A 26,816-nucleotide genomic window follows, 5' to 3' on the forward strand; every position below is an offset into this window, starting at 1 on the left:
AGGAGGCCCTTCAGGACGTGAGGTTCAGCCGATCGCCGCGCGCAGCGGGGCGTAGTAGCCGCCCGACTGCCCGGCCGGCGTCGGGTGGTAGGACTCGACCACCGGCCAGGTGAGGCTGTGCAGGTAGTCGTCCGCCGACGAGCAGATGTTGTGGCCGACGAAGGACGGCCGGACGTCGACGAACGTCGCCCCGGCCGCCGAAGCGCGCTGCTGGAGCACCGACGCCAGGGTGTCCGCGCCGGAGTTGATCGCCGAGCGCTTGGTGTCGCTGAGCCCGACCCAGCAGGAGCCGGGCACGGTGTAGAAGCGCGGGTAGGACAGGACGACGAGACGCGCCCCCGGCGCCTTCGCCTTGATCGCGTTGTAGGTGTTGGTGAGCAGCCCCGGCAGGGTGTTGTTGATGTAGGTCTTCGCCGTGTTGACCCGGTTGACGCAGTCCGAGTCGCTGCCCAGCGTGCAGGTGGTGATGACGTCGGTGAACCCGGCGTCGTTGCCCCCGACGGTGACGGTGACCAGCGTCGCCCCCGCGGGAATCGAGTTGGCCTGGTTGATCACGTCGCCGGTCTTCGCTCCCGAGCAGGCGAGGAAGGCGAACGACGTGCCGCTGTGGGCGTTGGCCCAGAGCTGCCCATACGCGTTGGAGCTGCGGTAGCAGCTCCCGGAGCTGCCGTAGCTCCCGGCTCCGGTCCCGGAGGAATAGGAGTCGCCGAGCGCGGCGTAGACGGTCCCGGCGGCCTGGGCGAGGCCCGTGACGCCGAGGGTGGACAGGACGACGGCCCCCAGGGCCGTGCTCAACCGCAGTAGTGGACGCAGGAACTTACGGGTGCGAACAGCCATGGTCACTCCTCTGTGACAGAGCCGACTGAAATAGCACAGCAGGTGCAGCTCCCACGAGGAAGGACGATTACCTGTAAGTAACTCTCTTGGCTCACGACTTAAGTGCGGTGACCAGCAACTCGAGCGCGGCGACCGGCAACTCGGGGGCCGGGACCGGCAACGGAACCGCCGGAAGATGCCGCCGGAACCGTTGCCGGTCCGGGCGGCATCCGGGCCCCCCTCAACCGGCGCGACGCTCGTACAGCTCGCCTGCCAGCTCGCGGCCCATCAGGCCGCCGAACAGGCCGGCCGCGACCCCCGCGACCAGGCCGGCCGGCCCGGCGATCAGCACCCCCGGGGCCAGCCCGGCCAAGACCGCCCCGACGACCCCGCCGAACGTGCTCACCGCACCCAGGCTCATCGGCGGGCGCTCGGGGTGCCGGTAGTAGTACTCCTCCACCGGCGCGGTCTCGGCGCGCTCGTCGTCGGCCTCCGGGACCGCCCGCTGCCCGAGCCAGACGGACTCCGGCACGACGATGTACCGCGGCAGCCGCGGCGACCGGTACAGGCCGGCTCGCGCCCGGGCGGCGCGGAGCGACAACCTCGGCCGCTCGGCGATGCTGACGCCCACGTGTCAGCCCACCCGGACCGTGCCGTTGCCGCACACGACGGCCGACGAAGCGCTGGACGCGCCCACGCCCTGAGAAGACGTCCGGACCGTCTTGCACGGGCCGATGTCCCGCACCGGCCGCTGCGGCGGGACGACCTGCTTGCGCACCGTCCGCGCGGGAGTGGCCTTCTCGTGCTTCGCAGCTTTCTTGCGTCCAGCCTGTTCGTGCGACGCGTCGTGCTTGTGGTGGGTGTCCGGTCGCAGCGTCTTCCGCAGCTGCGCCAGATCGTCCTTGATCTTCGAGAGCTCCTGCTCGGCCGCCGTGACGTGCTGCTCGGCGTGCGCCAGGACCCTCTCCGCCGGACCGGCCACGGCGGCCGGGACAACCGGCTTGGCCGCCGCCTGGACCACGAACCGCTTGCGCTCGGGCTTCGCCTGGGTCGTGGCGGCCTTGACCACCCGGTGCGGCGCGGCCGTCGGCCGGTGTCCCGCGGGGGTTGCCACGCGGATCTTCTTCGCCGGCGTCACCTTCTTCGCCGGGCTGACGGCCTTAGGCACCGTCGCCGCCTTAGGCGCTGTCGCGGTCTTCGGCGCTGTCGCGGTCTTCGGCGTCGTCGCGGTCTTCCCGGTCGACGGCTTCACCGCCGGCGCCGGAGCCGTCTTGACCGCCGGTGGGGTGCCGGGCTGCGCGACCGGTGCGGGCGCCGGACCGCTGTCGGTGACGAACGCGTTGGCCGCCGTCGCCCCGAGCGCCGCGGTGGCCAGCCCGGCGATCCCGTACACCGCGGCCCGGCCCACCCTGTTCGCTTTGCTCATCGTCTGCTCCCGGAAATCGAGCCGTTGCTTCCACGGGAGATCGTCGCCCGGGCACGTCCAACACCGGTACAGCGCAAGTACATCAGGCTTCGGCGAGCAGGAACCCGGCTCCGCGGCGGGCGTGCACCACCGGGGGCGGCCCCAGTTTCCGGCGCAGCCGGACGATCACCGCGTCGACCACGTTGGAGGACGGCGCGACCAGCTCGTCCCACGCGACCGCGACGAGCTCCTCCCGGGACACCACCGCGCCCCCGGCCGCCAGCAACCGGTGCAGGACGGCGAACTCCTTGGCCGTCAAGGAAACCAGGCGGCCACCGCGGCGCACTTCGTGGCGGCCGGGGTCGAGCTCGAGGTCGCCGTGGCGCAGCGGGAGCGCGGTCTCCGCGCCGGTCCGGCGGCAAAGGTTCCGCACCCGCGCGACCAGTTCCGCGACGGCGAACGGCTTTCCGAGGTAGTCGTCGCCTTCGGTCAGCCCCGCGACGCGGTCGGCGACGCTGTCGTGCCCGGTGAGGAACAGCACGGGCACCGTCCAGCCGCCGGCCCGGCGCTCGCGCACGAACGGCAGCGAGTCGCCGTCCGGGAGCATCCGGTCGAACACCGCGCAGTCGTGGGAGTTGACGAAGAGCAGCTCGTCGGCCGACGCGAGATCGGCCGCCGCGTCGACCGCGAAACCCGCGTCGCGCAAGGTGAACTCGACGGCGGCGCGGATGTCCTCGTCGTCCTCGACCACCAGCACTCGCACAAAGGGAACGATAACGCGGTCACGCGACATGGGCGCCCGGTGGCCCGGCCGCCAGCCGGCGCAGTACCGGGTGGACGGTGTACCGGCCGGCGACGCGTGCGGTGACCAGGTTGCAGTCGACGAGCCGTTCCAGCAGCCGCCGTGCCTCGGGCGCGCCGATCCGGAGCCGCCGCGACACGCGCAGCGGGTCGACCTGCCCCTTCGAGCAGAGCGCGAACACCTTCCGTTCGGCGACCGGCAGCCGCCGGACGCTGGAGGCGAGCGCGGCCGCGCACCCGCTGCCCTGCCCGATTTCGCCGTCGAGCCAGGCGAGGACGTCCGAGGGCCGCCAATGGGGGCGCGCGGCGAGCCGGTCGGCGGCGGCCCGCACCAGCCCGGGCAGGCCGCCGCACAGGTCGAGCAACGCGCGCAGCGTCGCGGGGTCGGCATCGAGCCGGTCGTCGCCGGCGCCGGCGCGCAGCAGGTCCTCGGCGGCCGAGTCCGGCAGGGGCGCCAGCCGCAGCCGGCGCGCGCCGGGGACGTGCCAGTCCCCGGTCCGCGTCGTGATCAGGGTCAGCGCGGTGGACCCGGCGGGCAGCAGCGGCGCGACCTGCGCCTCGCCCGCCGCGTCGTCCAGCACGAGCAGGATCCGCCGCCCGGCGATCCGGGACCGCCAGAGCGCCGCGCTCTCCCCGAGGTCGGTGGGCACGGCGCCGACGCCGGTCGCGCGCAGCAGCCGGTCCAGCACCTCGGCCGGGGTCGCGGCGCCGTGACGCAGGTCGACGTGGAACTGGCCGTCCGGGAACTGCCCGGCCAGCCGGTGGGCCAAAGCCACGACGAACGCGGACTTCCCGACCCGCGGCATGCCTTCGACCAGGGCGACGCGCACCGGCGCGGCCAGCACCTCGCTCGCGTCCCGCAGCTCCGCCTCGCGTCCGGTGAACCCGGGCACGTCCCGGGGCAGCTCGCGGCGGGGGCCGAACGGGACCGGCGACGGGCCGGCCAGCGCGCGCTCGTGCGCCGCCAGCAGCATCGGGCCCGGGTCGACACCGAGCTCCGCGACGAGGGCCCGGCGGGCGTCGCTGTAGGCCGCCAGCGCCTCCCCGCGCCGTCCCGCCGACGCGAGCGCTTCCACCAGCAGCGCCCAGGTTCCCTCGCGCAGCGGGTCTTCCGCCGTCAGCGCGCGCAGGGCCGCGACCGCGTCACCGTGCCGGCCGGCGGCCAGCCAGGCCCGGGCCCGCGTCTCCCGCAGCGACCAGCCGAGCTCGGCCAGCCGCGCCGCCGCCACGGCCGTCGCTCGCCCGGTCACCCCCTCGAACGGCCGCCCGCGCCACAGCGCGAGCCCCTCGGTGGCCAGCGCGGCGGCACTCGCATGGTCGCCGGCGGCGAGCCCGTCCCCCGCGCGGATGGCCAGGTCCGCGGCGAGCCGCGCGTCCAGCTCGCACTCCGCGACGCGGATCCGGTAGGCGCCCGGCCGGTGCTCGATGCGGCTGCCGCCGTCCGGCGCCGGGAGCACCCGCCGCAGGCGCCAGATGTAGGTCTTCAGGTTGGCTTCGGCGGATGGCGGCGGGCGGCGCCCGGCCCAGGTCGTGTCGACGAGCTCGTCCACCGACACCCAGTCGCCCGCGCGCAGCAGCAGGCTCGCCAGCACGAGCTCGGGCTTGCCCGGGCCGAGCTCGATCGCCCGGCCGTCCGCGTCGCGGGCCGCCACCGGCCCCAGCACCTGGAAGAGCACCGTTCCTCCTGCCCCCGGCCGCCCCTCGCGGCCTCCGGCAACCACCTTGCTCCGCCCTCCATGACGTTTCGATGACATGATCGGCCGGAACGAGGAGGGGGTGGGGGACCCGATGACCCGGGTGCTCGTGGTGGAGGACGACGACGACCTGCGCGCGGCCGTCGTGACCGACCTGCGCGCCGCCGGTTTCGACGTCGGGGAAGCCGGCGACATCACGACCGCGGACGCCGCCCTCGCCGCGCGCCCGCACGCGTGCGTCGTGTTCGACCGCGTGCTGCCGGACGGCGACTCGATCGGGTACGTGCGGCAGCGCCGCGAGGCCGGCTGGACCGTCCCGGTGGTCTTCCTGACCGGCCGCGCCGACGTCGCCGACCGCGTCGCGGGATTCGAACACGGCGCCGACGACTACCTCGGCAAGCCGTTCTCCGTGGCCGAGCTGTGCGCGCGCGTCTCGGTGCTGTGCCGGCGGCCGGCCCCGCGCCCCGGTGTGCTGCGCGTCGGTGACCTCACGCTCGACACCGTCCGCCACGAGGCCGTCCGCGGTGGGACCCCGCTGGCGCTGGGCGCCCGCGAGTTCTCGGTCCTGGAGTTCCTGATGGCGCACCCCGGCGCCGCCGTCAGCCGCTCGGACCTGATCGAGCACTGCTGGGACGGCAGCACCGACCCGATGTCCAACGTCGTCGACGTCGTCGTGCGCCGGATCCGGCGGAAGCTCGGCCCGCCCGAGCTGGTCCACGCCGTCCGCGGTCGCGGCTACCGCTTCGGGCTGCCCGGATGAGCGCCTCCTCGGCGAGCCGGCTCGGCCGCGTCCGGTGGCTGCTGGTCTGGGTGTTCGCCGGGTTCAACGCGGTCGGCCTGATCCTCTTCTGCTGGCTCCTGGTCCGCGACGACGGGCGGCAGCGGGACCTCACACTCGACGCGCAGCTGCAGCGCGTCACCTCGACCGTGACCCGGCTGGTCCACTACGACAACGCGGCGGTGACCGTCGACGCGGCGCGCGACCCGCTGACCGGTGAATGCCCGCAGTTCGCCGTGCTGCCCGCCGCGGACGGCGGCTTCGCGCCGTTCCGGTCGGCGCGGACCTGCGTGGCCGTCGGTGAACCGGCGTTAACCGAGCTGGCCAGGCAGGCCGCCGCGGCCGGCACCCAGCTCACCACCACGATCGACGGCGGCGACGGGCCGGTCCGCGTCCACGCGGAGCCGTTCCGCGAGCCCGGCGGCCGCTTCACCGGCGCGGTGGTCGCCGCCGTCGACGCCGGCCCGTCGGACGCCGCCCACGACCAGCGCGCGCTGCTGCTCGCCGGCGCCTGCGCCGTCCTCGTCGGGGTCGCCGGCGCGGCCGGGTACTTCGCGGCCGGGCGGGCCCTGCGGCCGGCCGGGAACGCCCTGCGCCAGCAGGAGATCCTCATCGCCGAGACCGCGCACGACCTGCGCACGCCGGTCGCCGCGCTGCGGGCGCTGGCCGAGACCGCACTGCGCAACCCCGCCCGCAGCACGGATCTGCTGCCCCGCACCGTGCGGCTGGCCGGGCGGATGGGCGCGATCATCGACGGGCTCCTCGTCCGCGCGCGGCTGTCGGCGGGCGCGGACCAGTTCGACCTGCGGCGGGTCCGGCTCGACGAACTCGTCGCGGCCGTCGTCCGCGAAACCCCGGCCGGCGACGCCCAGGTCACGCTCACGGCCGCGCCCACCGAGGTCGAGGCCGACCCGGTCCTCGTGCAGCGGGCGGTGGCGAACCTGCTCGACAACGCCCTGCGCTACGGCCACGAACCCGGCACGCTCGCGATCGTGCACATCACGGTCGCCGGCGGCCGCGTCACGGTGGCCGACCACGGTCCCGGGGTCGACGCCGGACGCGCGCAGGCCGCGTTCGACCAGTTCTCCGGCGAAGGCTCCTCGAGCGGGCTGGGCCTGTCGATCGTCCGCTGGGTCGCCCAGGCCCACGGCGGCGAGCTGCGCGTCTACAACGCCCGGGAAGGCGGCGCGATCTTCGAGCTGGTGCTGCCGATCGGGGCGCCGGAAGCCTGAGCCCGATGTACTCCGGATGGACCACCGGAGTACCGCGATCGACTAATCTGCCCGGGTGGGTGAGGGAGCCAGGGGGCGGGTCGCCGGACGACGGCTGCGGTCGCGGCTGCCCGTCGCGCTCGTCGCGGCCGGCGGCGCCGTGGCCGTCACGCTCGCGCTGACCGGAGCCGGCAGCCCGGGTGCCGGGCTGTCCTTCACCCCGGCGGGGCACTGGGTCGTGAACGCGGCCTCGGGGCTGGTCGCGCACGTCAACGGCGCGGGCCGGACGGTCGACGCGAACGCCGCCGTGCCGGACCTGGCGCCGGGTTCTCCGGTGGCCCAAGGGGATTCCAGCGCCTACGTCGTCGGGCCGTCGCGGATCACGGAGTTCGGCAAGTCCGATCTCGCGGTGACCGGCGGGGTCCCGGCGCCGGTCACCGGTGAACGTCCCGTCGTGTTCGAAGTGGACGGTGGGCCCTACCTCGTCTACCGGGACGCGGGCACCGTCGTCCGGCTCGGCCCGGCGATGACGGTCGTCCCGGCCGGCGGTCCGCTCGGTGAGCCGGTCGCCGCGCGCGGCGGCCGGGTATGGGTGAACCGGCCCGCCGACGGCGCGATCTGCGACCTGGACAAGGGGGCCGACCGGCTCGCCTGCCCGGCGGCCGCGCCGGCCGGTCACTCCGGTGGGCTCACCCTGCTGGGGGAAAAAGCGATCTACGTCGACACCACCGCGCGCACCTTCAGCCTGGTCGGCGCCGGCGGCCTCGAGCCCGCGGTCGGCCTGGGCGTCGACGTTTCGCCGTCGGCCCGGGTGGCCGGTGCGGACACCGCGGGCCGCATCGCGCTCTTCGACCCGGTGGGCAGCCGCCTGCACCTCGTCGACACCGCGGGCCTGACCCGCGACCGCCCGGCCGCGCCGCCGGTCACGATCGCCGTCCCGCCGGGCGACTACGCGACACCGGCCACCACCGGCGACGCCGTCGCGCTGCTCGACCGGCACAGCCACACCCTGCGCACCTACGGCCCGGACGGCGGCGGCCGCAGCGTGCGAGCGATCCCGCCCGAGCCGGGTGACACGCGCATCAGCCGCGGCCAGGACGACCGGCTGTACGTCGACGGCGACAGCGGGAAGCACGTCGTCGTGGTCGATCCCGACGGCTCGGTCGGGGACGTCGCGGTCGGCGAAGACCGGGCCGCGGACCAGCCGGTCGCGCCGCCGCCCGCCGACACACCGCCGTCACCGCCGCAGGAGCCGAAACCACCGGTGGGCCGGCCCGATCCGGCCAAACCCCCGAAGACGGTGGTCCCGCCGTCGAGCACCACCCGGCGCGCGGCGCCGCCCCCGGTCACCGCCCAGCCGGCCACCCCGCCGGGGGTGCCACCCGGCCTCCGCGCGACGGTCTCCGGCTCCGGCGCGCGGGTCCAGTGGTCGGCCGCCGCGGCCAACGGCGCCGCGGTGACCGCGTATCGCGTGTCGTGGTCCCTCGCGGACGGCTCGGGCGCGGGCGCGCTCGACACCGCCGGAACCGCGCGCACGGCCACGATCCCCACGCTTTCCGCCGGCGCGAGCTACACCGTGCGAGTGGTGGCGGAAAACAGCGCGGGCCGTGGCGCGGCGGCGTCGACCACGGTCACCCGTGCGGCGCCGAAGCCGGCGATCGCGCTGTCGCAGGGCGCCCGCCCGACCGGCGAGTACCACGACTGCGAACAGCCGGACGACACGCCGTCGTGCGGGTGGATGCACATCAGGATGACCGGCTTCGCGCCCAACACGACCTATCACCTGATGCCGCACTCCAGCGACTCCGGCTACTCGAACGACGGCGCCGACGTGCGCACCGACGCCACCGGCGCGCTCACCACGAACAACTTCTTCTACTACGGCGTCGGCAACCGCGTGTGGGTCACCGCCGGCGACGTCAAGTCCCCCACGATCACCTGGAAAGCAGTCTCGTGAGCACCTCCGCAGCCGAGGTCTACCGCGCGCTCGCCGAGAACATCGGCCGGGTCGTGCGCGGGAAGACCGAAATCGTGCGCCTCACCGTCGCCGCCCTCTTCGCCGAAGGCCACCTCCTCCTCGAGGACGTCCCCGGCGTCGGCAAGACAACGCTCGCGCACTGCCTCGCCCGGAGCATCGGCGGTTCGTGGCACCGCATCCAGTTCACGCCGGACCTGCTCCCCGGCGACATCACCGGGGTGACCGTGTACCGGCAGCGGGACGAGGACTTCGTCTTCCACCCGGGCGGGGTGTTCGCGAACATCGTCGTCGCCGACGAGATCAACCGCGGCACGCCGAAGACGCAGTCGGCCCTGCTCGAGGTGATGGCCGAACAGCGCGTCACCGTCGACGCGGTGAGCCACGAGGTGCCCCGGCCGTTCCTGGTCGTGGCCACGCAGAACCCGATCGAGATGGCGGGCACCTACCGGCTGCCCGAGGCGCAGCTCGACCGGTTCCTGATGCGGCTGACCGTCGGCTACCCGGACCTCGCCACCGAGGTCCTCGTGATCATGAGCAGCACCGCCGGGGTGAGCCCGGCCGACCTGCCGGCCGTCGTGGACGTGGCCACCGTCGCCGCGGCGATCGCGGAGGTCCGCGCGGTGCACGTCGACCGGGGCGTCTGCGAATACGCCGCCCGCCTGGCCGCGGCGACGCGGGAGCACCCGGCCGTCCGGTTCGGGGCCAGCCCGCGCGGCAGTATCGCGCTCGTGCGGGCCGCGCAGGGGTTCGCCGCCACCGGCGACCGCGCGTACGTGACCCCCGACGACATCAAGGACGTCGCCGTGCCGGTGCTCGCCCATCGCCTGGTCCTCACGGCCGAGGCCGAGCTCGGCGGCCGGGCCGGCACCGACGTCGTCCGCGAAGTGCTGGACTCGGTCCCGGCGCCCGGACCGCTGACCACCACGCGGTGAACGCGCGACCGACCGTGCGCGGCTGGACCGTCCTGCTCCTGTCCGTCCTCGCCTTCTCGGCCGGGGAATGGTTCGGCTTCGACCTGCTGCGCGGGCTCGGCGCGGCGGGCCTGGGCACCCTGGCGGCCGCCGCGCTCTTCACCTTCCGGCGCGTGCGGGTCGAGGTGACACGGTCTGTCCACCCCGACAGGGTCACGCGCGGCGAACCGGCGCTCGCGCGGCTGGTCGCGACGTCCCGCGGGCGGCAACCCGGCTTCTTCGCCACCGACCGCGCGGGCCGCTTCACCCGCACGGTCCGGGTGCCGCCGTCGCTGCCCGGAGTGACGCGGACCCTGCAGTACGAGCTGCCGACGTCGGTCCGCGGCCGGCAGGAGGTCGGCCCGCTGCGGCTGCACCGCGCCGACCCGCTGGGACTGGCCGTCAACGAGCTGCCCGCCGGGGACACCGCGACGCTGTGGGTGCACCCGCGCCGGTACCCGGCCAAGGCGCCCGCCGCCGGGTACCCGCGCCACCACCACGAAGGCGTCGTCACCGACCAGGCGCTGCGCGGCTCGACCGACCTGCTCGAAGTGCGCCCCTACCAGCCCGGGGACGAGGTCCGGCACCTCCACTGGAAGGCCTCGGCGCGGACCGGGCAGCTGATGGTGCGCGACTACGCCGACCCCGAGCAGCCCCGGTTCACGCTGCTGCTCGACACGCGGCGCGGGGTGTTCCCGCCCGCCGCGTTCGAGGAAGCCGTCGACCTCACGGCGTCGCTGCTGGTCGCGGCCGGGCAGGCGGGGCGGCACAACCGGCTTGTCACCACCGGCGGCGTGGACCGGACCTTCGCCGGTGGCGGTGAAGCCCTGCGGGTCCTGCTGGACGAGCTGAGCGAGCTCGGGCCGACCGCGCCGGACGCGGGCCCGGTGCCGGTTTCGCTGCTGCGGGGCGCTTCCCGGGGCGGCTGCCTCGCCGTCGTCACCGCGGCCGCGGACCCCGGCGCGCTGGCCGCGCTACGACCGGCGTTCGCCGCGATGTTCGTGCTCGAGCTCGGCGTGGCCGGCGGCAACGCGCGTTCGGCCCCCGGGTTGCTCGTGCTGCGCGCCGGCACCGCGGCCGAGGCGGTCGCGCGGTGGAACGAGGTCGCGTGATCCCGCGCCTGGCCGTGCTCGCCGCCACCGCCGTCGCGGGCCTGCTGTTCCAGCCCGTGTTCGGGCTGCCGGAGCTGCTGCTCGCGGTACTGGCGCCGGTCGCCGTGCTGGCGCTGGTGGCCGAAGTGTGTCACCGGCGCCCGGAGCTGCGCACCTGGCAAGCGGTGCTGCTCGCCGTCGCGGGCCTGCTGGCCGTCATCGAGACCGTGCTCTTCCGGACCACGCTCGCCGGACTGCCCACTGTGGACACTCTGCGCGCGCTCCTCGCGGGCGCGACCGGGTCGTGGCGGGAGACGCTGAGCTCGACCTGGCCGGCCCGGGCCGAGCCGGGACTGCTGCTGTTCGTGCCGCTGCTCGTCGTGCTCGCCGGGACGGCCGGGGTGGAGCTGCTGACCCGGCTGCGCCGGCCGCTCGTGGCCCTGGCGCCGAGCGCCGTGGTCGTGGTGCTCAGCCAGCTGTTCTCCGCGGCCGCCGGCTGGACGGCGCTGCTCGCGGCGCTCGCCTACGGCGCCTGCGTGGCGGCCGCGCTGCTGCCCGCCGGAGGCGGCCGGCTTTCCGGCCGGACGCTCGCCGCCGCGGTCCCGCTCGGCGCCACGGCGCTGGTGGCCGCGGCGCTCGCCGCGCTCCTGCCGTCGCAGCCGGCGCCGTCGCTGCAGGACCGGCGCCCGGCCGCGGTCGCCGTCCGGACCGCGAGCCCGCTCGACGAGATCCCCGCGCGGCTGGCCCGGCCCGCGGAGCCGGTCTTCGACGTGAAGGGCCCGGCGAACACCGACCGGTGGCCGGTCGCCGTCCTCGACGACTTCGACGGCGTCGAGTGGCACTCCGGCGACGACTACCGCAGCCTCGGACGGGAGCTGGCGCCGCCCGGTTCGCTCACCGTCCCGGTGCACCGCGAGACCGCCACGCTCTCCGTACGTGCCGGCCAGGGCCCGTGGCTGCCCAGCCAGGCAGCGCCGGCCGCCGTGGTCGGGACCGCGCCGCGCGTCGAAGAGCACCAGGGCTCGCTCCTCGCCGAGGCACCCGGCCAGGCCGTGGACTACACGCTGAGCTGGTGGGCCCCGGACGCCGCGACCGGCTCCCGGGTGGACCCGGCCGCGCCCGGCGGCCTCGGCAGCCTGGGCACGATCCCGCCCGGCGTCACCGAGCTCGCCACCACCGCGGTGCGGGGACTGCGCCCGACACTGGAGAGCGCACTCGTCCTCGAGCGGTTCTTCCGCGAGAACTACCGCCGCGCGACCGGCCCGGAGCTGCCGACCGGCCACGGCTGGCCCCAGCTGCGCGAGTTCCTGCTCGACACCAAGCGCGGCACGAGCGAACAGTTCGCCACGGCCTACGTCGTCCTCGCGCGCAGCGTCGGCATCCCGTCCCGCGTGGTCGTCGGCTACCGGCCGCCGCCGGGCCGCGACGCCGGCAGCGGGTACACCGTCCGCAACGGCGACGTCCTCGCCTGGCCCGAGGTCGCGGTGGCCGGCGTCGGCTGGGTGCCGCTGGACCCCGGCGGCAGTGCGGCCGGCAGCGGCGCGCCGTCGGGTGCGTCCGCTCTCGCCGCGAAGGCCCGGGCGTCCCTCGCGCCGTCCGCACAGCTGCGGGACCCGCCGGTCGCTCCTCCCGCCCCGGGCGGGTCCGCGCCGGCCGCGGACGGCTCGTCGCGGGTCCGGTTCCCGCTCGGGACGATCTTGACCGTGCTGGGGGCGCTGGTCGTGCTCGTGCTCGCGGGGGTGCCCGGCGCGAAGGCCGCACGGGCTCATCGACGACGGCGACGGCCCGGCGCCGGGAGCGTGCTCGGCGCGTACGAAGAGGTCCGCGACCGGCTGCGCGACCACCGGTTCCCGGTGACCGACGGAATGACCGTGCGGGACTACGCCGGGCTCGTCCCGGACCCGGCCCCGCTCCGCACGCTGGCGTCACTTGTGGACAGTGCACTGTGGACCGGCCGGCCGGCCGGCGAGGAGCCCGCGGCGGCGTGGCGCGCGGTCGCCGACGTCCGCGCCGGTCTGGGCGGGAGCCTGGGCTCGCGGTTCCGGGCGGCGCTGGATCCCCGCACCCTGTTCAGCCGGGGCTGATCAGCGGTTGCAGGTCGCGCCGCGGATCGGGCGGGACGCGCTCTGGAACGTGCGGACGCCGTCGGTGGCCTGGACGAGGAAGCAGTACTTGAGCCCCGGGGTCACCGGCTCCCGCAGCGTGCGGTCCTGGCCGGTGAAGCGGGTCGTCGCCGCGGCGCCCTCGGCCGCGACGACCACGGCGAACCGGAGCTGCGCGCCGTCGGCGTGCCAGGTCAGCTCGACGGCGGTCCCCTGGTCCACCGGCGCGTCGAGGACAAGCGTGGCGGGCGGCGGCGCCGCGGGGACCGAGGCGGGAGCGGGCGGCGGCACGAGCGGCGCCGGCTCCTCACGCAGGAGCACCACCGCGACCGCCACGACGACGGCGACCATCACCGGCACGGCGATGAGCACCCCCAGCCGTCCGGAGGACTTCGGCGGGGACGGCGGCCCGGCGACCGCGACGAGCGCACGCTCGGGCGGCGGGGCCGTCGGAACGGGCGCTGCCGCGGCGGCGGCCAGGCGCTCCGCGACGTAGGAGGCGTCGATCGGCCGGTCCGCCGGCTCGGCCGACAACAGCGCCCCCACCAGGCCGAGCAGCTCAGGCGGGACATCAGGCCGGTCGGGCGGCGGGACCGGTTCGTTGAGGATCCGCAGCACGTGCGCGGCGGGGTCGCCGGACGGTGGCCGTCCGTGCGGCGGGTACCCGGTCAGGGCGAAGTGGAGCACCGCGCCGAGACCGTAGAGGTCGGTCCGCTCGTCGGTCACCGCCGCGCGAAGGGTCTCCGGCGCGCGGTACCCCGGCGCGGCGGTGTCGGCGGCGAACGCGTCGCGCAGCACCGTGCCGGCGTCGGCGAGCAGCGGTTCGCCCTCCGGCCCGAAGAGGACGTTGTCCGGGGACACCCCGCCGTGCGCGATCCCGGCGCCGTGCAAGGCCACCAGCGCGACGGCGACGGCCTCGCCGAGGGCGAGCACGTCCTCGCCGTCCAGCGGCCCGGCGCTGCCGACGAGCTCGGTCAGCGACTGCGTGCAGAGGGCCATCCGCAGCGCCACCCGCCCGTCGGGCAGCGCGTCGACGGCATCGGGCACCAGAAGCGGCGCCCCGGCCGCCAGCGGGCGCAGCCGGGCCAGCTCCCGCTCGAGCCCGGCGCGCACCCGCCGCGGCAGCGGCCCCGGGAAGACCTTGAGCGCAAAGGCGCTCTGCCCGTCTTCGGCGACCCCGGCAAGCACGGTGGCCACGGGCCCGTCCCCGACGGGGACAAGATCGTCGAGCGGGTGGTCGATCGTCATCGCGGCGTGGTCCTGTCCGGTGGCGGGTCCTCGGGGTCCCAGTTTCGCACCCGGTCCCGGGGTCCGGACCCGAGCGCGCGAGCACGGCCGTCACCCTCACGCCGACGGCGGCCTTCGCCGTCCCGATCGCGGCTCGCCCGGCGCAGTCCTCCACCTTCGGCCCACCTCTCGTTCAGTGGCCGAAAAGCTCGTCCTCGAGCGCCTGCTGGTCGACCTCGACCTCCAGGCCGAGCGAGCCGCCGATGCCCGGCGACACCCCTTGCTTGGTCTTGAACCGGACCTTCCGGTCGTCGGTGACCTCGATGCCGGCGCCGGCCTTGGCACCGAACCCGAGCCAGGCTTCGGGCGACGCTTTGAACGTGATCGGCCCGAGCGGCAGGGTGTATTCCGGGAGGCTGGCGGTGACGCCGGCCTTGACCTCGGCATCAGCGCCGATCCGGTCCTTGCCCACGCTGAGCGTTCCTTCCCCCTTCAGCCCGACGTGGTATTCACCGCCGACGGCCCCGTTGCCGGCGGACCAGGTCCCGTGGTCGTAGTCCGCGTGCCCTTCGGCGCCGAGGAGCTTGCCCTTGGGCAGGTCGGGCGGCGTCACTTCGCCGTCGACGTCGGACCCCTCCGACTTGACGTGCACGCCGTACTTGTCCGCGGCCGCGGCGAGCTCCAGGACCCGCTGGGCGAACCAGGTCTGCCCGCGCTCACAGCCTTCCTGCCCCTGACAGAAGGGGGTGAACGGAATCGGTGACGGCGGCGGCAGGGGCAACCCGTCATCGGCCTTGAAGGCGGCGACGGTGCCGGGAACACGGTGCTGGGCGGGCACGACGGTCCGCCGGCTCTTCACGTGCGCGGCCGCCTCACCGGCGACCTTGAGCACACCGAGCCCGGGAACAGCACTCGCGGCCGCCAACGCGGTCCGGTCCCGTTGCGCCGGCTTCTCCGCCACCTTCCGCGCGGCCTGCACGGCGTTGAGCGAACGCATCCCCGGCACCGCCCCGGCGGCGGCCAAGGCCGAACGTACGTCCTTCTCTGTCAGATCGCCGGAACGCGCACTCCTCACCGGCGACTTGCCGCCACCCGAGTCCGCGACTTTCCGCGCGGCGTCGACGGCTTTCAGCGCGCCCATTCCGGGCACCGCGCTCGCCACCCGAACCGCGGCGTCCCTCTTCGCCCCGTCCTTCTTCGAGCGCGACTTCGACGAACCCGACTGCCCGTCCTTCGCCGACGACGACACCTTCCGCGCCGCATCCACCGCCTTCAACGCACCCATCCCCGGCACCGAACTCGCCACCCGAACCGCGGCGTCCCTCTTCGCCTCATCCTTCTTCGACGACGACTTCGACGAACCCGACCGCTCCTCCCTCGCCGACGACGACGACACCTTCCGCGCCGCATCCACCGCCTTCAACGCGCCCATCCCCGGCACCGCACTCGCCACCCGCACCGCCGCATCCCTCTTCGCCTCATCCTTCTTCGACGACGAGCCCGCCTTGGCAGCGGCGTCCCTCACCGGGGTGCTCTTCTTGGGCGGAGCCGGCGTCTTCGCCGCGGACTCCGTCACCTTCCGCGCCGTGTCCGCCGCCTTCAGGACCCCCATGCCCGGGACCGCGCTCGCCACCTTCAGCGCGGTGTCCTTGGGCGCCGGGGCGCCGGATGCCCCGTCCGGGATCGTCTTGGCCTCCGCCGCCGCTGCCCCCAGCAGGGCGAACGCCACCGACACGAACCCGCCGGACAGCGTGTACAGCACCGCGCGCCGGACCCCGTCACCGTTCTCCACAACCGCCTCCCGATGTGCCGGCCCGCAGCTTCGCTCCGGGAGGTCCACCGGCGATCCACTCCGGGTACACCGGGTCGTGACCAGCGTCACAACCTGCAAGAAGTTAGCGATCGCTAACTTCCGGCCTTAATATGGCCAGATGCCGGCCAACCCCACGCCACTCGTGAACGGCGAGAAGGCGAGCAGACGTGAACAGATCCTGGCCGCGGCCGCCGAGCTGTTCGCCCACCACGGCTTCCACGGTGTCGGCATCGACGACATCGGCGCCGCGGTCGGCATCTCCGGACCGGCGCTCTACCGGCACTTCCGGAGCAAGGACGCGATCCTCGGCGAGATGCTGAACTCGATCAGCCGCTACCTGCTCGACGGCGGCACGGCGTGGGCGAACCGGCCCGGCTCGCGGGACGACACGCTGACCGGACTCGTGGCGTTCCACGTCGGCTTCGCGCTCGCGCACCCGGCGCTGATCACCGTCCAGGAGCGCAACCTCGCGAACCTCACCGACGCCGACCGCAAGCAGGTGCGCGCGCTGCAGCGCCAGTACGTCGAGGTGTGGGTCCGCGCGATTCGCGAAGCCATGCCGGAACTGGGAGAACGGCAGGCGCGGTCGGCGGCACACGCCGTGTTCGGGTTGATCAACTCGACACCGTACAACCGCCATCTCGGTGACGCAGAACTCGCGGAACTGCTCTCCCGGCTCGCGCTGGGTGCCCTCCGCGCGGCCGGATGACCGACCCGGATCAAGGTATCCCCACGAGTGGCGTCGCTGGTGTTTGATGGGGCACGTGGACCCGGACTGGAACGAGCGGCTCGTCGAGAAGGCCCAGCGCGCGTTGACCGCGCTGAGCGTCGGTGACGACGCCGAAGCCCTCGTCGAGGTCGCCCCGACGGCCGTCGAACCGCAGGCCCGCGCGGACGAGACCAAGGCGCTGATGCTGCTGCTGTTCGGCGAGTGCAGCGCCATGGTGTCCACCCTCGGCGACGGCGGCAGCGCGCCGGTCAAGGTCCAGGTCTTCGACGAAGACGGCGAGGAGGTCTCGATCGACCAGGCCGACCCGCCGGTGCGGACCGCGGTGCGGACACTGCTCGCGGAGGTCCACGGCAACACCGAGGCGGCGCAGGAGCAGGTCGAGATCGCCCTCGCCAACGCCGCGCCCGACGAGGTGGACAGCCTCGTGCTGCAGGCGTTGCGCTGGACGATCCGGCTGTCGGTGGAGTGCCTGGACCGCGACCTGCCGGTGGCCCCCTGGATCTCGGAAGCCGTCTCGGACTAGGCCGGACGCAGGGACCGCACGATCGGCGCCAGGTAGAGCTCGGCGAGCCGGCGGCGGCCGGCGTCGTCGTCCACCGGGAGCACCGTGTCCGGTGTCAGGACCAGCGACACCACGACCCGGATCAGCAGCTCCGCCATCCCGTCGATGTCCTCGGCGGGCAGGCTGAGCCGCCCGGCCGCGATCTCCGCGTGGAAGTGCGCCGCGATGCGCTCGCGCGCGGCCGCGAACAGGCCGCCGGCCTGGACGGTCAGGTGCGGCAGGATCAGCTCCGGCTCGGTGCGCAGCAACCGGTTCAGCAGCCGGTGGCCGCGCAGGTACACCAGGGAGAAGCTCAACCCCTCGATGAGCTTCTCCTCCGGTGTCGCCTGCGCCTCCAGCACGGCGTCGACCTTCGTCAGGAACCGCTTCATCTCCCGCAGGACCAACGCGCTGAGCAGCTGGTCCTTCTTGGGGAAGTAGCGGTAGATCGTCACCCGCGAAAGGCCGACGCGGCGCGCGACGTCGTCGACGGTGAACCGGCGCAGCCCGAAGTCCTCGGCCTGGGTGAGCGCCGCGCCCATGATCCGTTCCGCGGTCTCGTCGCCGGGCAGCTCGGCTTCGAGCGCGTGTTTCAGGAGGTCGCGCATGACCCAACCCTAGGCGACTTTACAACTTGACGGAACTTGTTTCATACGTTCTAGTGTTTCAGGACACAGGGAGGCACGGATGGGTGATCGCGAAGCGACGGCCGAGAGGCTGCTCAAGTCGAGCGCGCGGCTCTCGTACGACCCGGACGTCGATGTCCACTGGGCCGCGCCGCTCAACGAGGACCAGTTCTTCATCCCCGAGCGGCTGGTTTCGCTGTACGGCACGCCCTTGTGGGACACGCTGACGCGGGAGCAGCGGATCGAGCTGTCGCGCCAGGAGCTGGTGAACACCGTCAGCGTCGGGATCTGGTTCGAGATCATCCTGATGCAGATGCTGCTGCGCGCGTCCTACCACCAGGACCCGACCACCCGGCACGTGCACTACGCGCTCACCGAGATCGCCGACGAATGCCGGCACTCCACGATGTTCGCGACGCTGATCGAGCGCGTCGGCGGCCGGCCGTACCGCAACAACCGGTGGCTGCAGCTCTCCGCGCAGGCGCTCCCGGTGATCCTGCACGGGCCGGCGATGTGGGTCGCGACGCTGATCGGCGAGGAGATCTTCGACGCGCTGCAGCGCGAGCACCTCGACGACGAGTCGGTACAGCCGGTGGTGCGCGCGGTGATGCGGATCCACGTCACCGAAGAGGCGCGGCACGTCCGGTACGCGCGGGACGACCTGGTCCGCGAACTGGCCGACGCGCCGTGGTGGCGCAAGGAGTTCGCGCGGATCGTGGTCGCCGTCGGCGCGCTGCTGATGTCCCGGCTGCTGTCGCGGCCGCGGCAGTACCTGCGGGCCGGCATCGACCCGGGCGCGGCGGTCGCGGCCGCGCGGGGCAGCGCGCACCGGCGGGAGACGCTGGCCTTCGGCGCGCGGAAGCTCGTGCGCTTCCTGCGGGAGAACAACCTGATCGGCGGCCCGAGCGCGGTGCTGTGGCGCCGCGCCGGAATGCTCTAGCGGAGGGGAAGTCATGGCGCTCAAGGATCTGCTCGCCGCGGGAACCGGCCGCCTCGCGGACCGCATCACGACGGCGGGCGACGAAGCGGGAGAGCGGGCGGACGACGTCGCCTGGCGGGTCGCGAAGCTGTCCGACAAGGCCGCCGAGCGGCTCGGCGACTACGCCGCCGACGCGTCGCGCCGGGTCGCGAACGGCTTGGTGCGCTGGGGAGAACGGGTCACCGGCCGCTGACGCCGCCGGAGCAGGACCTCGACGACGGCCAGGTTGACGACCCAGCCGAGCGTCTGGCCGATCGGGATCAGCGTGGCCGCGCTCGCCGGGCCGACGCCGCCGAACGGGATCTGCGCCAGCAGGAGCACCGGCACGAGGACGCGTGAGGTGACGGCGAGGAACGTCAGCGCGTAGTTGCGCATCATCCACGCCCGGTGCGCGGCGAAGTCACGCCGGCGCGCCGCCCGGTACGCGAGGCCGCCGGTGACCAGCCACAGCACCCCCGCGGTGGTCAGGCCGAGCTGCGTGACGAGCCGGCCCGACCAGAGCGCGACCGGGATCGTCGCCAGCGCCGACGGCAGCACCCCGGCGAAGAGGTAGACCCGGCCGATGGTCCGGTGGACGCGCCGGCGAGCCCGCACCTTCGGCACGAACTGCAGCGGGCCGAGCACGAGCGCCACCGCGGCCGTGAAGATGTGCGCCACCAGGACCGCGTACTGCAGGCCGTCGCGCACGGCGAGACGGCTGTCCTCGACGTCGAGGCCCAGGTACGGGTAGGTGAGCACCGCGCCGAACCCGATCGCGACGGCGAACATCAGCCAGGCTTTCCGCATGCCGCCACGATCCCGCGGCGGGACCCGCGCGGGCATCCGCCCGGGAGCGGCGCGTGCCCGTACGCACGCCGACGTACTAGCTCAGGAGCGTCTTCACCAGCGCCGCGATCTGCGCCGTCTCGATGAGGAACGAGTCGTGGCCGTACGGCGAGGAAACCACCGACGGCTCGGCCGTTCCCGGGATCCCGGCCGCGATCTCCGCGGACTGGTACAGCGGGTACAGCCGGTCGCTGTCCACCCCGCCGATCACCGCGCGGGCCGTCACGCGGCTCAGCGCGGCCGCCACGCCGCCGCGGTCGCGGCCGACGTCGTGGGTGTTCATCGACTCCGTCAGCACCAGGTAGCTGTTCGCGTCGAAGCGGCCCGCCAGCTTCTCGGCGTGATGGTCCAAATAGGACTCGACGGCGAACCGCCCGCCCCGCAACGGGTCTTCCTCGCCCTGGTACGACCGGCCGAAGCGCTGGGTCAGCTCCGGCTCGCTGCGGTAGGTGACGTGCGCGATCCGCCGGGCGACCCCGAGCCCCCGGACCGGCCCCGAAGCCGCCGAATAGTAGTCACCGCCGTGGAAGTCCCGGTCGCCGCGGATCGCGTGCAGCTGCGGCGCCGCCCACGCGATCTGCTCGGCCGACGCCCGGGCCGTCGAAGCCAGGACCAGCACCGACGCCACCCGCGCGGGCAGCGTCACCGCCCACTCCAGCGCGCGCATGCCGCCCATCGACCCACCGACGACGGCCGCCCAGCGCTCGATGCCGAGCGCGTCCGCCAGCACGGCCTCCGAAGCCACCTGGTCCCGCACGGTCACCACCGGGAACCGGCTCCCCCACGGCTCGCCGTCCAGCTCCGACGAGGGGCCGGTCGACCCCTGGCACCCGCCGAGCACGTTCGGCACCACTACGAACAGCTCGCTGGTGTCCAGCGCCTTCCCGGGCCCGATCAGCCCGTCCCACCAGCCCGCGCTGGGGTGGCCCGGCTCGACCGGCCCGGCCGCGTGGCTGTCGCCGGTCAGGGCGTGCTCGACGAGGACCGCGTTGGACGCGTCGGAGTTCAGCGTTCCCCAGGTTTCGTACGCGAGGGTGAAGCCGGGCAGCACGCCACCGGCCTCCAGCGCGAGCGCGCCGGGGCCGGTGACGAACTTCCGGCGGCCCGGCGGATCCCCGATCCGCCAGGCGCCGGTGACGGGCTCACCCGTCACAGTTCCGCCTTGGCCGCCCGGAATCCGGCCTCCAGGTCGGCCTTGAGGTCCTCGATGCCTTCGAGCCCGACGGCGATCCGGACCAGGCCGGGCGTCACGCCGCTGGCGAGCTGCTCCTCAGCCGAAAGCTGGCTGTGGGTGGTCGACGCCGGGTGCACGATCAGGCTGCGGACGTCGCCGAGGTTCACCAGCTGGCTGTGCAGCTCGGTGCCGTCGACGAACTTTCGGCCCGCCTCGACCCCGCCGCGCAAGTCAAACGACAGGACCGCGCCCGCGCCGCGCGGCAGGTACTTCTGCGCCGCGGAGTAGAACGGGCTGGACGGCAGGCCGGCGTAGTACACCTTCTCGACCTCGTCACGCTGCTCCAGCCACTCGGCCAGCGCCTGCGCGTTCTGCACGTGCCGCTCGACGCGCAGCGACAGCGTCTCGATGCCCTGCAGGATCAGGAAGCTGTTGAGCGGCGCGATCGCCGCGCCGGTGTCGCGCAGGATCTGCACACGCGCCTTCGCGGCGTACGCGCCCGGGCCGAGCGCCTCCCAGTACTTCAGGCCGTGGTAACTCGGGTCCGGCTCGTTGAAGCCCGGGAACTTCGCCGGGTCCTTGCCGAAGTCGAACGTGCCGCCGTCGACCAGCACGCCGGCCACCGTGGTGCCGTGGCCGCCGAGGTACTTCGTCGCCGAATGGACGACGACGTCGGCGCCGTGCTCGATCGGGCGCACCAGGTACGGCGTCGGCACGGTGTTGTCGACGACCAGCGGGACACCGGCCTCGTGCGCGGCGTCGGCGACGGCGCGGATGTCGAGGACGTTGCTGCCCGGGTTCGCCAGCGTCTCGGCGAAGAACAGCTTCGTGTTCGGCCGGACGGCGGCGCGCCACTGCTCGAGGTCGTCCTGGTCGTCGATGAACGTGACCTCGACGCCGAGCTTCGGCAGCGTGTAGTGGAAGAGGTTGTAGGTGCCGCCGTAGAGCGACTGGCTGGACACGAAGTGGTCACCCGCGCCCGCGAGGTTCAGGATCGCCGCCGTGGTCGCGGCGGAGCCGGAGGCGAACGCCAGGGCCGCGACACCCCCTTCGAGCGCCGCGACGCGCTGCTCCAGCACGTCCTGGGTCGGGTTCATGATCCGCGTGTAGATGTTGCCCGGCTCGGCGAGGCTGAACAGGTCGGCGCCGTGCTGGGTGTCGCGGAAGACGTACGACGTCGTCTGGTAGATCGGCGTGGCCCGCGCGCCGGTGGTGGGATCCGGCGCGGCGCCCGCGTGGATCTGCCTGGTCTCGAAGGACCACGCCGAGGTGTCGTCCGCGCTCATCGGTTTCTCCTTGCGGCTCAAGGGGTTCGTTCGGCTCGAAGCTACTTGCGCCGAACGGAGTACCCAACCGTTCCCACGTCCTGAGAGCCTAGCCCCTTGCTTCCGAGATCTCTCTCTGTCTAAGATATTTAGCAAGGGAGATTCACAGGCATGGAGGTAGTCATGGTGGAGCGGGTGCAGGTCCTGGTCGTGGGGGCCGGGCTGGGCGGGCTGTCGGCGTCGTTATTCCTGGCGCAAGAGGGAGTGGACGTGCTGACCGTCGAACGGCACGCCGGAACGTCGGTCCATTCGCGGGCCGCCGGGCAGAACTGGCGCACGATGGAGCTGTTCCACTGGGCAGGAATCGACCGCGACGTGCTGGCGGCGAGCCCGAGAGCGTCACAGGGGCTGCGGATCACGGTCGCGACGAGCCTCGCCGGGCGCGTCCTGCACCAGCTGATGGAAGACGGCAGCGAGTTCGACGTCTCGGCCGCCACGACGATGCCCGCCGGGATGGCCGGGCAGGACGTCGTCGAGCCGATCCTGCTGGCGCACGCCGAGAAGGCCGGCGCGCGCGTGCGGTTCCGCACCGAGCTCACCGACCTGGCCCAGGACGACGACGGCGTGACCGCGACCCTGCGGCACCGCGACTCCGGCGAGGAGACGGTGGTGCGCGCCGACTACGTCGTCGCGGCCGACGGCGGCCGCAGCGGCATCCGGGCCCGGCTCGGCATCGGGACCACCGGGATGGACGCGCTGAGCCACTGCCTCGGCGTCGTGTTCGACGCCGACCTCGGCGACCGCGTCCAGGCCGGCGTGACCGACCTCTTCTACCTGCAGCACGGCGACTTCACCGCCGGGCTGGTCAACACCGACGTCCCGAACCGGTACGTCTTCGCGCCGGACTACTTCCCCGAAAAGGGCGAAAGCCCGGCGGACTTCGGCCACGACCGGCTGGTCTCGATGATCCGCGCGGCGACCGACCTGCCGGAGCTCGAGCCGGAGATCGTCTGGGTCGGCTCCTGGGAGATCGCCGCGCGGCTGGCCGACCGCTTCCGGTCCGGCCGGGTCTTCCTCGCCGGCGACGCGGCGAAGGTGACCCCGCCGACCGGCGGGCAGGGCGGCAACACGGCCGTCGGCGACGGCGCGGACATCGCGTGGAAGCTCGCGGCGGTGCTGCGCGGCGACGCGGGTCCGGCGCTGCTCGACACCTATGAGGCCGAGCGGAAGCCGATCGCCCGGATGATCATCGACACCTCGCTGCACAACATGAAGCAGCGGATGCACCCCGACCTGGACGTCTCCGGGCTGACCGAGCCGGTGGACGCCCTGGCGGCCATCCTCGCGTTCCGCTACCGCTCGACGGCGGTGCTCTCGGAGGAGCCGGACGACGGCGCGCGCGTCGAGGACGTCCTCGCGCCGACCGGCCGTCCCGGCTTCCGCGCGCCCGGCCTGGCGTCCACTGTGGACCTGCTCGGGCACTCGTGGGTGCTGCTCTGCGCCGACGGCGGCTGGGAGCGGGCCGCGGCCGACATCGCGGCCGAGACCGGCGTCCGCCTCGACTGCCACGTCGTCGACGACGATGTCTTCGCCGCGCGATACGGGCTGTCCGCCGGGGGCGCGTCCCTCGTGCGCCCGGACGGCATCGTGGCCTGGCGGGCCCGGGAGGCCGTCGAGGACCCCGCGGGTGAGCTGTGGCGGGTCCTGAACGCCGTCTTGTCGCGCTAGCCGCGTCAGTCGCGCTGCTGCAGCGCGGAGCGGTTCCCCTCGGAGTCGGTGAACATCGACCACCAGCCCCAGGGCTGCTTCTCCGGCTTCGCGGGGAATTCCACACCTTTCGCCGACAGCTCTTCGTAGGTCTTCTCGACGTCGTCAGCGTAGAAGAAGTTCGACGTCGACAGCTGCTCGCCGTCACTCCGGCGACGATCCTCGGGGCTCTCGCTGAGCACGAGGATCGTCCCGTTGGGGCGGTGACCTCGACCCAGCGCCGGCCCTGGTCGTCGTGAGGCACGTCGGTCGTGATCGCGAAGCCGACCGTCTCGGACCAGAACGCCTTGGCGCGCGCCTGGTCTTCGACGCCGACGGCCTGGCCGAGGAGCTCCCGGGCGAGGACTCCCGATGACGTTATTACCGGTTAACCCCGGCCGGCCGCGAAGCCGCGTCGCGTGAGGCATCGCTCCTGCGTCGCCTGGTGGCCGCGGCCGACGACGCGAATCTGCGAGAGTCGGCGTGAGCCGACCGCTCGGCCTGGTGCCGCACCTGTTCGTGTGCGACGTCGACGCGGCGCTTTCCTTCTACACCAAAGCGTTCGGCGCGGTGGAGCTGTTCCGCACGGTGCTGCCGGACGGCACCGTGCTGTTCGTGGAACTGGCCGTCGGCGACGCGCGGCTGCTGGTGAGCCAGGAGATCGCCGCCCTGGACGCGCTGGCGCCGTCGACGATCGGCGGCACTCCGCTGCTGCTGACGCTGGAGACCGCGGACCCGGACGACCTCGTCCGCCGGGCGGTCTTCTCCGGCGCGAGCAGTACACCCCGGAGGACATCGACGCGCGCAAACCGCACGAGGTCTAGCTGCGGCCGAGCACCCAGTGGAAGGTGGCTTCACCCTCCGGCTCGTGCATCGTCACGACTTCGTCGACGACCAGCGTGAAGCCCGCTTCGGCGAGTAAACGACGGTTAACCTCCGGCGCGTGACTGCTGAAGAACATCGGTGTGCCGAGCCAGTCGGCCTCGACGCCGTCGCTTTCGCTGCAGCCCAGCGCGGCGAGGAACCAGCCGCCCGGCCGGAGCCAGCGGGAGATGCGCGTGAACAAGGCGCCCTGCTCGTCGCGCGGGACGTGCAGCACCGAGTAGAACGCCGTGACGGCGTCGAAGCTCGCGTCCGGGAAGGTCACCCCGGTCATGTCGCCCTTCTCGAACCGCGCGCCGGGGACGTTCCGCCGCGCGAGCGCGAGCTGCGTCGCCGACAAGTCGACACCGACGACGTCGTGCCGCTCGGCGAGCAGTGCGGTGCACGGGACACCGGCTCCGCAGCCGAGGTCGAGCACGGCAGCGCCGTCCGCGAGCCGGTCGGTCAGTTCGCCGAGGAGCCGCAGCCGTGCGTCGTCCGGGATCCGCGCGCTCCACTCGAGGTAGCGCTCCGCGGAGCTGTCGTAGCCGGATTCGACGATCCCCCGCGCATCGGTCACGCGCTCGACCCTACCGAGCCGTCCAGGGGTTTCTCGGCGAGAATGACGCCGTGGTGTCGGTACGCAGTGTCGTCGACCGGGTGGGGCCGACGCTGCTCCACGCGCTCCAGGTGCCGGACGACTCGCCCGCGGTCGCCGACGTGGTCATCGCCGAGCCCGGCGGGGCCGTCACCCTGGCCGCCGGGGACCTCGTGCTCGGCGTCGCCACGACCGGATCCGAGGACGCCGCCGAGCTGGTGAAGCAGAGCGCCGGACAGGGTGCCGCCGCCGTGCTGCTGAAGCCGCCCGTCGCCGGGAAGCCGGCTGTGAAGCGGGCCGCGAAGGCCAGCGGGATCGCGCTGATCCAGGTGCACGCGGCGACGTCCTGGGCGCAGCTCGTATGGCTGCTGCGGACCGTCCTCGACGCGCTCGCCGACGAGTCCGAAGACCTCGATCCCGGCTCGGGTGACCTGTTCCGGCTGGCCGACGCGGTCGCGAGCGTCGTCGACGCGCCGGTGACCATCGAGGACACCAACTCGCGCGTGCTCGCCTACTCCGCGCGCCAGGACCTCACCGACCCGGCGCGCGTCGCCACGATCATGGGCCGCCGCATCCCCGACGACGTGCTCGCGCGGTTCCGCTCGCGCGGGGTGTTCCGGGAGCTGTCGCGCGGCCGGCAGACGATCTTCGTGCCCGCCCAGCGCGACGGCACGCTGCCGCGGCTGATCGTCCCGATCCGGATGGGCGGCGAGCTGCTCGGCTCGATGTGGGCGGTGGTCGCCGGCCCGGTGTCCGACGAGCGCGCTGCCGCCTTCGCCGACGCCGCCCCCGTCGTCGCGCTGCACCTGCTGCGCCGGCGCGCGCACACCGACGCACAGCGCCGCGCGTCCGCAGAGCTGCTGCGCGGAGTGCTCGAGGGCCGCGCGAACCCGCGCAAAGCGATGGCCGAGCTGGACCTGTCCGACGAGCCGCACCGCGTGGTCGTCATCGAGGTCACCGGCGGCGACGGGCGCGACGCGGAAGGTCTGCGGCTCGCGCTGCTCGAACGGATCTCCCAGGGCATCGGCCGCCGCCCGGTGGCGACCGAGCTCGGCGGGCTGCTCTACGCCGTGGTCCCGGACCGGTCCGGCCCCGGCGGCTGGGCGGAGCTGCGCGACGCTCTCGTCGCGACGGGACCGTCTCGTCGTAGCGGAGCTCCGCGCGCCGCGGCAGGCGCGCCCGGCGAGATCGGCGACCTTTCGGCGTCGCGTGTGCAGGCCGACGAAGCTCTCGGCCTGCTGCGCGCGGAGATCCTGGACGAGCGCGTCATCACCTTCGACGAAGCCTGGACGGCGTTGACGCTCCACCGCGGCGCAACGGCGGCCGCCGCGGCGAAGGTCGCGGAGCTCGGCCCGCTGGGCATGCTGCGCGCGCACGACGAAGCGGCGAAGGCCGGTTACGTCGAGACGCTGTACGAGTGGCTGCGGCACCCCGGCGACCCGCGCGCGGCGGCGCGGGAGCTGCGGATCCACCCCAACACCCTGCGCTACCGGATGCGGAAGCTGCTCGAGCTGGTGCCGCTGGACCTCGACGACCCCGACGTCCGACTGGCGCTGCTCACGCAGCTGGTGGCGCTGCGCTGGAGCTGACGGCACAGTGGTGATC

The 26,816-nt window shown here is 73.9% G+C and carries 25 protein-coding genes and 1 pseudogene; 13 read left to right on the plus strand and 13 right to left on the minus strand.

Annotated elements, in window-relative coordinates; translation table 11 throughout:
- Positions 1 to 24: 24 nt before the first annotated feature.
- The 5 genes from ACZ63J_RS44010 to ACZ63J_RS44030 form a co-directional block, all read right to left on the minus strand.
- Positions 25 to 837: an SGNH/GDSL hydrolase family protein gene (locus ACZ63J_RS44010; protein ID WP_465402653.1), complete on the minus strand. Its 813-nt coding sequence runs from the start codon at positions 835 to 837 to the stop codon at positions 25 to 27.
- A gap of 220 nt (positions 838 to 1,057) precedes the next feature.
- The gene (locus tag ACZ63J_RS44015) at positions 1,058 to 1,447 is read right to left on the minus strand and encodes a hypothetical protein (protein ID WP_465402652.1); all 390 of its coding nucleotides are present in this window, start codon (positions 1,445 to 1,447) and stop codon (positions 1,058 to 1,060) included.
- Positions 1,448 to 1,450: 3 nt separating this feature from the next.
- A complete protein-coding gene (locus ACZ63J_RS44020) occupies positions 1,451 to 2,242 on the minus strand; it encodes a hypothetical protein (RefSeq protein ID WP_465402650.1) in 792 nt (263 codons plus the stop codon).
- Positions 2,243 to 2,324: 82 nt separating this feature from the next.
- Positions 2,325 to 2,984, minus strand: a complete 660-nt coding sequence (locus ACZ63J_RS44025; RefSeq protein ID WP_465402648.1) for a response regulator transcription factor — start codon at positions 2,982 to 2,984, stop codon at positions 2,325 to 2,327.
- A gap of 19 nt (positions 2,985 to 3,003) precedes the next feature.
- Positions 3,004 to 4,698, minus strand: a complete 1,695-nt coding sequence (locus ACZ63J_RS44030) for an AfsR/SARP family transcriptional regulator (protein WP_465402646.1) — start codon at positions 4,696 to 4,698, stop codon at positions 3,004 to 3,006.
- Positions 4,699 to 4,774: 76 nt separating this feature from the next.
- Here ACZ63J_RS44030 and ACZ63J_RS44035 point away from each other — a divergent pair, with 76 nt between their 5' ends.
- The 6 genes from ACZ63J_RS44035 to ACZ63J_RS44060 are packed head-to-tail and all read left to right on the plus strand — an operon-like array spanning position 4,775 to position 12,808.
- Positions 4,775 to 5,476, plus strand: coding sequence for a winged helix-turn-helix domain-containing protein (locus tag ACZ63J_RS44035; RefSeq protein WP_465402644.1), 702 nt, complete (start codon positions 4,775 to 4,777; stop codon positions 5,474 to 5,476).
- Complete coding sequence (locus tag ACZ63J_RS44040) at positions 5,473 to 6,726, plus strand: sensor histidine kinase (RefSeq protein WP_465402642.1); 1,254 nt, start codon at positions 5,473 to 5,475, stop codon at positions 6,724 to 6,726. The genes ACZ63J_RS44035 and ACZ63J_RS44040 overlap by 4 nt, the downstream gene beginning before the upstream one ends.
- Before the next feature lie 55 nt (positions 6,727 to 6,781).
- The gene (locus ACZ63J_RS44045) at positions 6,782 to 8,662 is read left to right on the plus strand and encodes a fibronectin type III domain-containing protein (RefSeq protein ID WP_465402640.1); all 1,881 of its coding nucleotides are present in this window, start codon (positions 6,782 to 6,784) and stop codon (positions 8,660 to 8,662) included.
- A complete protein-coding gene (locus tag ACZ63J_RS44050) occupies positions 8,659 to 9,615 on the plus strand; it encodes an AAA family ATPase (RefSeq protein ID WP_465336264.1) in 957 nt (318 codons plus the stop codon). The genes ACZ63J_RS44045 and ACZ63J_RS44050 overlap by 4 nt, the downstream gene beginning before the upstream one ends.
- Positions 9,612 to 10,745 (plus strand): DUF58 domain-containing protein, encoded by a 1,134-nt coding sequence (locus ACZ63J_RS44055; protein WP_465402638.1) that lies wholly within the window; start codon positions 9,612 to 9,614, stop codon positions 10,743 to 10,745. Before ACZ63J_RS44050 ends, ACZ63J_RS44055 begins: the two co-directional genes overlap by 4 nt.
- Complete coding sequence (locus tag ACZ63J_RS44060) at positions 10,742 to 12,808, plus strand: transglutaminase TgpA family protein (protein WP_465402636.1); 2,067 nt, start codon at positions 10,742 to 10,744, stop codon at positions 12,806 to 12,808. Before ACZ63J_RS44055 ends, ACZ63J_RS44060 begins: the two co-directional genes overlap by 4 nt.
- Here the strand turns inward: ACZ63J_RS44060 and ACZ63J_RS44065 are convergent, their stop codons facing one another.
- Together ACZ63J_RS44065 and ACZ63J_RS44070 are read right to left on the minus strand one after the other, a co-directional pair.
- Positions 12,809 to 14,074: a serine/threonine protein kinase gene (locus ACZ63J_RS44065; RefSeq protein WP_465402634.1), complete on the minus strand. Its 1,266-nt coding sequence runs from the start codon at positions 14,072 to 14,074 to the stop codon at positions 12,809 to 12,811.
- Between the two features lie 172 nt (positions 14,075 to 14,246).
- Positions 14,247 to 15,845: a hypothetical protein gene (locus tag ACZ63J_RS44070; RefSeq protein WP_465402632.1), complete on the minus strand. Its 1,599-nt coding sequence runs from the start codon at positions 15,843 to 15,845 to the stop codon at positions 14,247 to 14,249.
- A gap of 139 nt (positions 15,846 to 15,984) precedes the next feature.
- Here ACZ63J_RS44070 and ACZ63J_RS44075 point away from each other — a divergent pair, with 139 nt between their 5' ends.
- Both ACZ63J_RS44075 and ACZ63J_RS44080 read left to right on the plus strand, forming a co-directional pair.
- Complete coding sequence (locus ACZ63J_RS44075; RefSeq protein ID WP_465336259.1) at positions 15,985 to 16,575, plus strand: SACE_7040 family transcriptional regulator; 591 nt, start codon at positions 15,985 to 15,987, stop codon at positions 16,573 to 16,575.
- A gap of 46 nt (positions 16,576 to 16,621) precedes the next feature.
- On the plus strand, positions 16,622 to 17,119 hold the full coding sequence (locus tag ACZ63J_RS44080) for a hypothetical protein (RefSeq protein WP_364728160.1): 498 nt from the start codon (positions 16,622 to 16,624) through the stop codon (positions 17,117 to 17,119).
- Here the strand turns inward: ACZ63J_RS44080 and ACZ63J_RS44085 are convergent.
- Complete coding sequence (locus ACZ63J_RS44085; RefSeq protein ID WP_465312819.1) at positions 17,116 to 17,745, minus strand: TetR/AcrR family transcriptional regulator; 630 nt, start codon at positions 17,743 to 17,745, stop codon at positions 17,116 to 17,118. The two genes, ACZ63J_RS44080 and ACZ63J_RS44085, sit on opposite strands and share 4 nt — an antisense overlap.
- Before the next feature lie 79 nt (positions 17,746 to 17,824).
- Here ACZ63J_RS44085 and ACZ63J_RS44090 point away from each other — a divergent pair, with 79 nt between their 5' ends.
- Together ACZ63J_RS44090 and ACZ63J_RS44095 are read left to right on the plus strand one after the other, a co-directional pair.
- Positions 17,825 to 18,703 (plus strand): AurF N-oxygenase family protein, encoded by an 879-nt coding sequence (locus ACZ63J_RS44090; RefSeq protein ID WP_465402630.1) that lies wholly within the window; start codon positions 17,825 to 17,827, stop codon positions 18,701 to 18,703.
- Positions 18,704 to 18,716: 13 nt separating this feature from the next.
- Positions 18,717 to 18,935: a hypothetical protein gene (locus tag ACZ63J_RS44095; protein WP_465402628.1), complete on the plus strand. Its 219-nt coding sequence runs from the start codon at positions 18,717 to 18,719 to the stop codon at positions 18,933 to 18,935.
- On the opposite strand, the gene ACZ63J_RS44100 is transcribed toward ACZ63J_RS44095, so the two are convergent.
- The 3 genes from ACZ63J_RS44100 to ACZ63J_RS44110 all read right to left on the minus strand — a co-directional run bounded on the left by ACZ63J_RS44100 (position 18,863) and on the right by ACZ63J_RS44110 (position 22,027).
- Positions 18,863 to 19,528, minus strand: a complete 666-nt coding sequence (locus ACZ63J_RS44100; RefSeq protein WP_465402626.1) for a DUF2306 domain-containing protein — start codon at positions 19,526 to 19,528, stop codon at positions 18,863 to 18,865. The two genes, ACZ63J_RS44095 and ACZ63J_RS44100, sit on opposite strands and share 73 nt — an antisense overlap.
- A 76-nt stretch (positions 19,529 to 19,604) precedes the next feature.
- The gene (metX, locus tag ACZ63J_RS44105) at positions 19,605 to 20,720 is read right to left on the minus strand and encodes a homoserine O-acetyltransferase MetX (protein ID WP_465402625.1); all 1,116 of its coding nucleotides are present in this window, start codon (positions 20,718 to 20,720) and stop codon (positions 19,605 to 19,607) included.
- Positions 20,717 to 22,027 carry a bifunctional o-acetylhomoserine/o-acetylserine sulfhydrylase gene (locus tag ACZ63J_RS44110; RefSeq protein ID WP_465402623.1) on the minus strand — a complete coding sequence of 437 codons (1,311 nt, stop codon included), beginning with the start codon at positions 22,025 to 22,027 and terminating at the stop codon, positions 20,717 to 20,719. The genes metX and ACZ63J_RS44110 overlap by 4 nt, the downstream gene beginning before the upstream one ends.
- 150 nt (positions 22,028 to 22,177) lie before the next feature.
- Here ACZ63J_RS44110 and rdmE point away from each other — a divergent pair, with 150 nt between their 5' ends.
- Positions 22,178 to 23,734 carry an aklavinone 12-hydroxylase RdmE gene (rdmE, locus tag ACZ63J_RS44115; RefSeq protein WP_465402621.1) on the plus strand — a complete coding sequence of 519 codons (1,557 nt, stop codon included), beginning with the start codon at positions 22,178 to 22,180 and terminating at the stop codon, positions 23,732 to 23,734.
- 5 nt (positions 23,735 to 23,739) lie between these two features.
- On the opposite strand, the pseudogene ACZ63J_RS44120 reads toward rdmE, so the two are convergent.
- Positions 23,740 to 24,134: pseudogene (locus tag ACZ63J_RS44120) on the minus strand (VOC family protein).
- Between the two features lie 101 nt (positions 24,135 to 24,235).
- Here ACZ63J_RS44120 and ACZ63J_RS44125 point away from each other — a divergent pair.
- Positions 24,236 to 24,655: a VOC family protein gene (locus tag ACZ63J_RS44125; protein WP_465402619.1), complete on the plus strand. Its 420-nt coding sequence runs from the start codon at positions 24,236 to 24,238 to the stop codon at positions 24,653 to 24,655.
- Here the strand turns inward: ACZ63J_RS44125 and ACZ63J_RS44130 are convergent.
- Positions 24,573 to 25,193 carry a class I SAM-dependent methyltransferase gene (locus tag ACZ63J_RS44130; protein ID WP_465402617.1) on the minus strand — a complete coding sequence of 207 codons (621 nt, stop codon included), beginning with the start codon at positions 25,191 to 25,193 and terminating at the stop codon, positions 24,573 to 24,575. The genes ACZ63J_RS44125 and ACZ63J_RS44130 overlap by 83 nt on opposite strands.
- 50 nt (positions 25,194 to 25,243) lie before the next feature.
- On the opposite strand from ACZ63J_RS44130, the gene ACZ63J_RS44135 reads away from it, so the two are divergent.
- Positions 25,244 to 26,800 carry a PucR family transcriptional regulator gene (locus ACZ63J_RS44135; RefSeq protein ID WP_465402615.1) on the plus strand — a complete coding sequence of 519 codons (1,557 nt, stop codon included), beginning with the start codon at positions 25,244 to 25,246 and terminating at the stop codon, positions 26,798 to 26,800.
- Positions 26,801 to 26,816: the final 16 nt, after the last annotated feature.

The sequence above is a fragment of the Amycolatopsis sp. NPDC104863 genome (assembly GCF_055582965.1).

Excerpts from the sequence above, each read along its gene's own strand:
- ACZ63J_RS44010 (WP_465402653.1), bottom strand. The coding sequence starts at position 837 with ATGGCTGTTCGCACCCGTAAGTTCCTGCGTCCACTACTGCGGTTGAGC.
- ACZ63J_RS44020 (WP_465402650.1), bottom strand. The coding sequence starts at position 2,242 with ATGAGCAAAGCGAACAGGGTGGGCCGGGCCGCGGTGTACGGGATCGCC.
- ACZ63J_RS44035 (WP_465402644.1), top strand. The coding sequence starts at position 4,775 with ATGATCGGCCGGAACGAGGAGGGGGTGGGGGACCCGATGACCCGGGTG.
- ACZ63J_RS44040 (WP_465402642.1), top strand. The coding sequence starts at position 5,473 with ATGAGCGCCTCCTCGGCGAGCCGGCTCGGCCGCGTCCGGTGGCTGCTG.
- ACZ63J_RS44065 (WP_465402634.1), bottom strand. The coding sequence starts at position 14,074 with ATGACGATCGACCACCCGCTCGACGATCTTGTCCCCGTCGGGGACGGG.
- ACZ63J_RS44075 (WP_465336259.1), top strand. The coding sequence starts at position 15,985 with ATGCCGGCCAACCCCACGCCACTCGTGAACGGCGAGAAGGCGAGCAGA.
- ACZ63J_RS44080 (WP_364728160.1), top strand. The coding sequence starts at position 16,622 with ATGGGGCACGTGGACCCGGACTGGAACGAGCGGCTCGTCGAGAAGGCC.
- ACZ63J_RS44085 (WP_465312819.1), bottom strand. The coding sequence starts at position 17,745 with ATGCGCGACCTCCTGAAACACGCGCTCGAAGCCGAGCTGCCCGGCGAC.
- ACZ63J_RS44090 (WP_465402630.1), top strand. The coding sequence starts at position 17,825 with ATGGGTGATCGCGAAGCGACGGCCGAGAGGCTGCTCAAGTCGAGCGCG.
- ACZ63J_RS44095 (WP_465402628.1), top strand. The coding sequence starts at position 18,717 with ATGGCGCTCAAGGATCTGCTCGCCGCGGGAACCGGCCGCCTCGCGGAC.
- ACZ63J_RS44100 (WP_465402626.1), bottom strand. The coding sequence starts at position 19,528 with ATGCGGAAAGCCTGGCTGATGTTCGCCGTCGCGATCGGGTTCGGCGCG.
- ACZ63J_RS44110 (WP_465402623.1), bottom strand. The coding sequence starts at position 22,027 with ATGAGCGCGGACGACACCTCGGCGTGGTCCTTCGAGACCAGGCAGATC.
- rdmE (WP_465402621.1), top strand. The coding sequence starts at position 22,178 with ATGGAGGTAGTCATGGTGGAGCGGGTGCAGGTCCTGGTCGTGGGGGCC.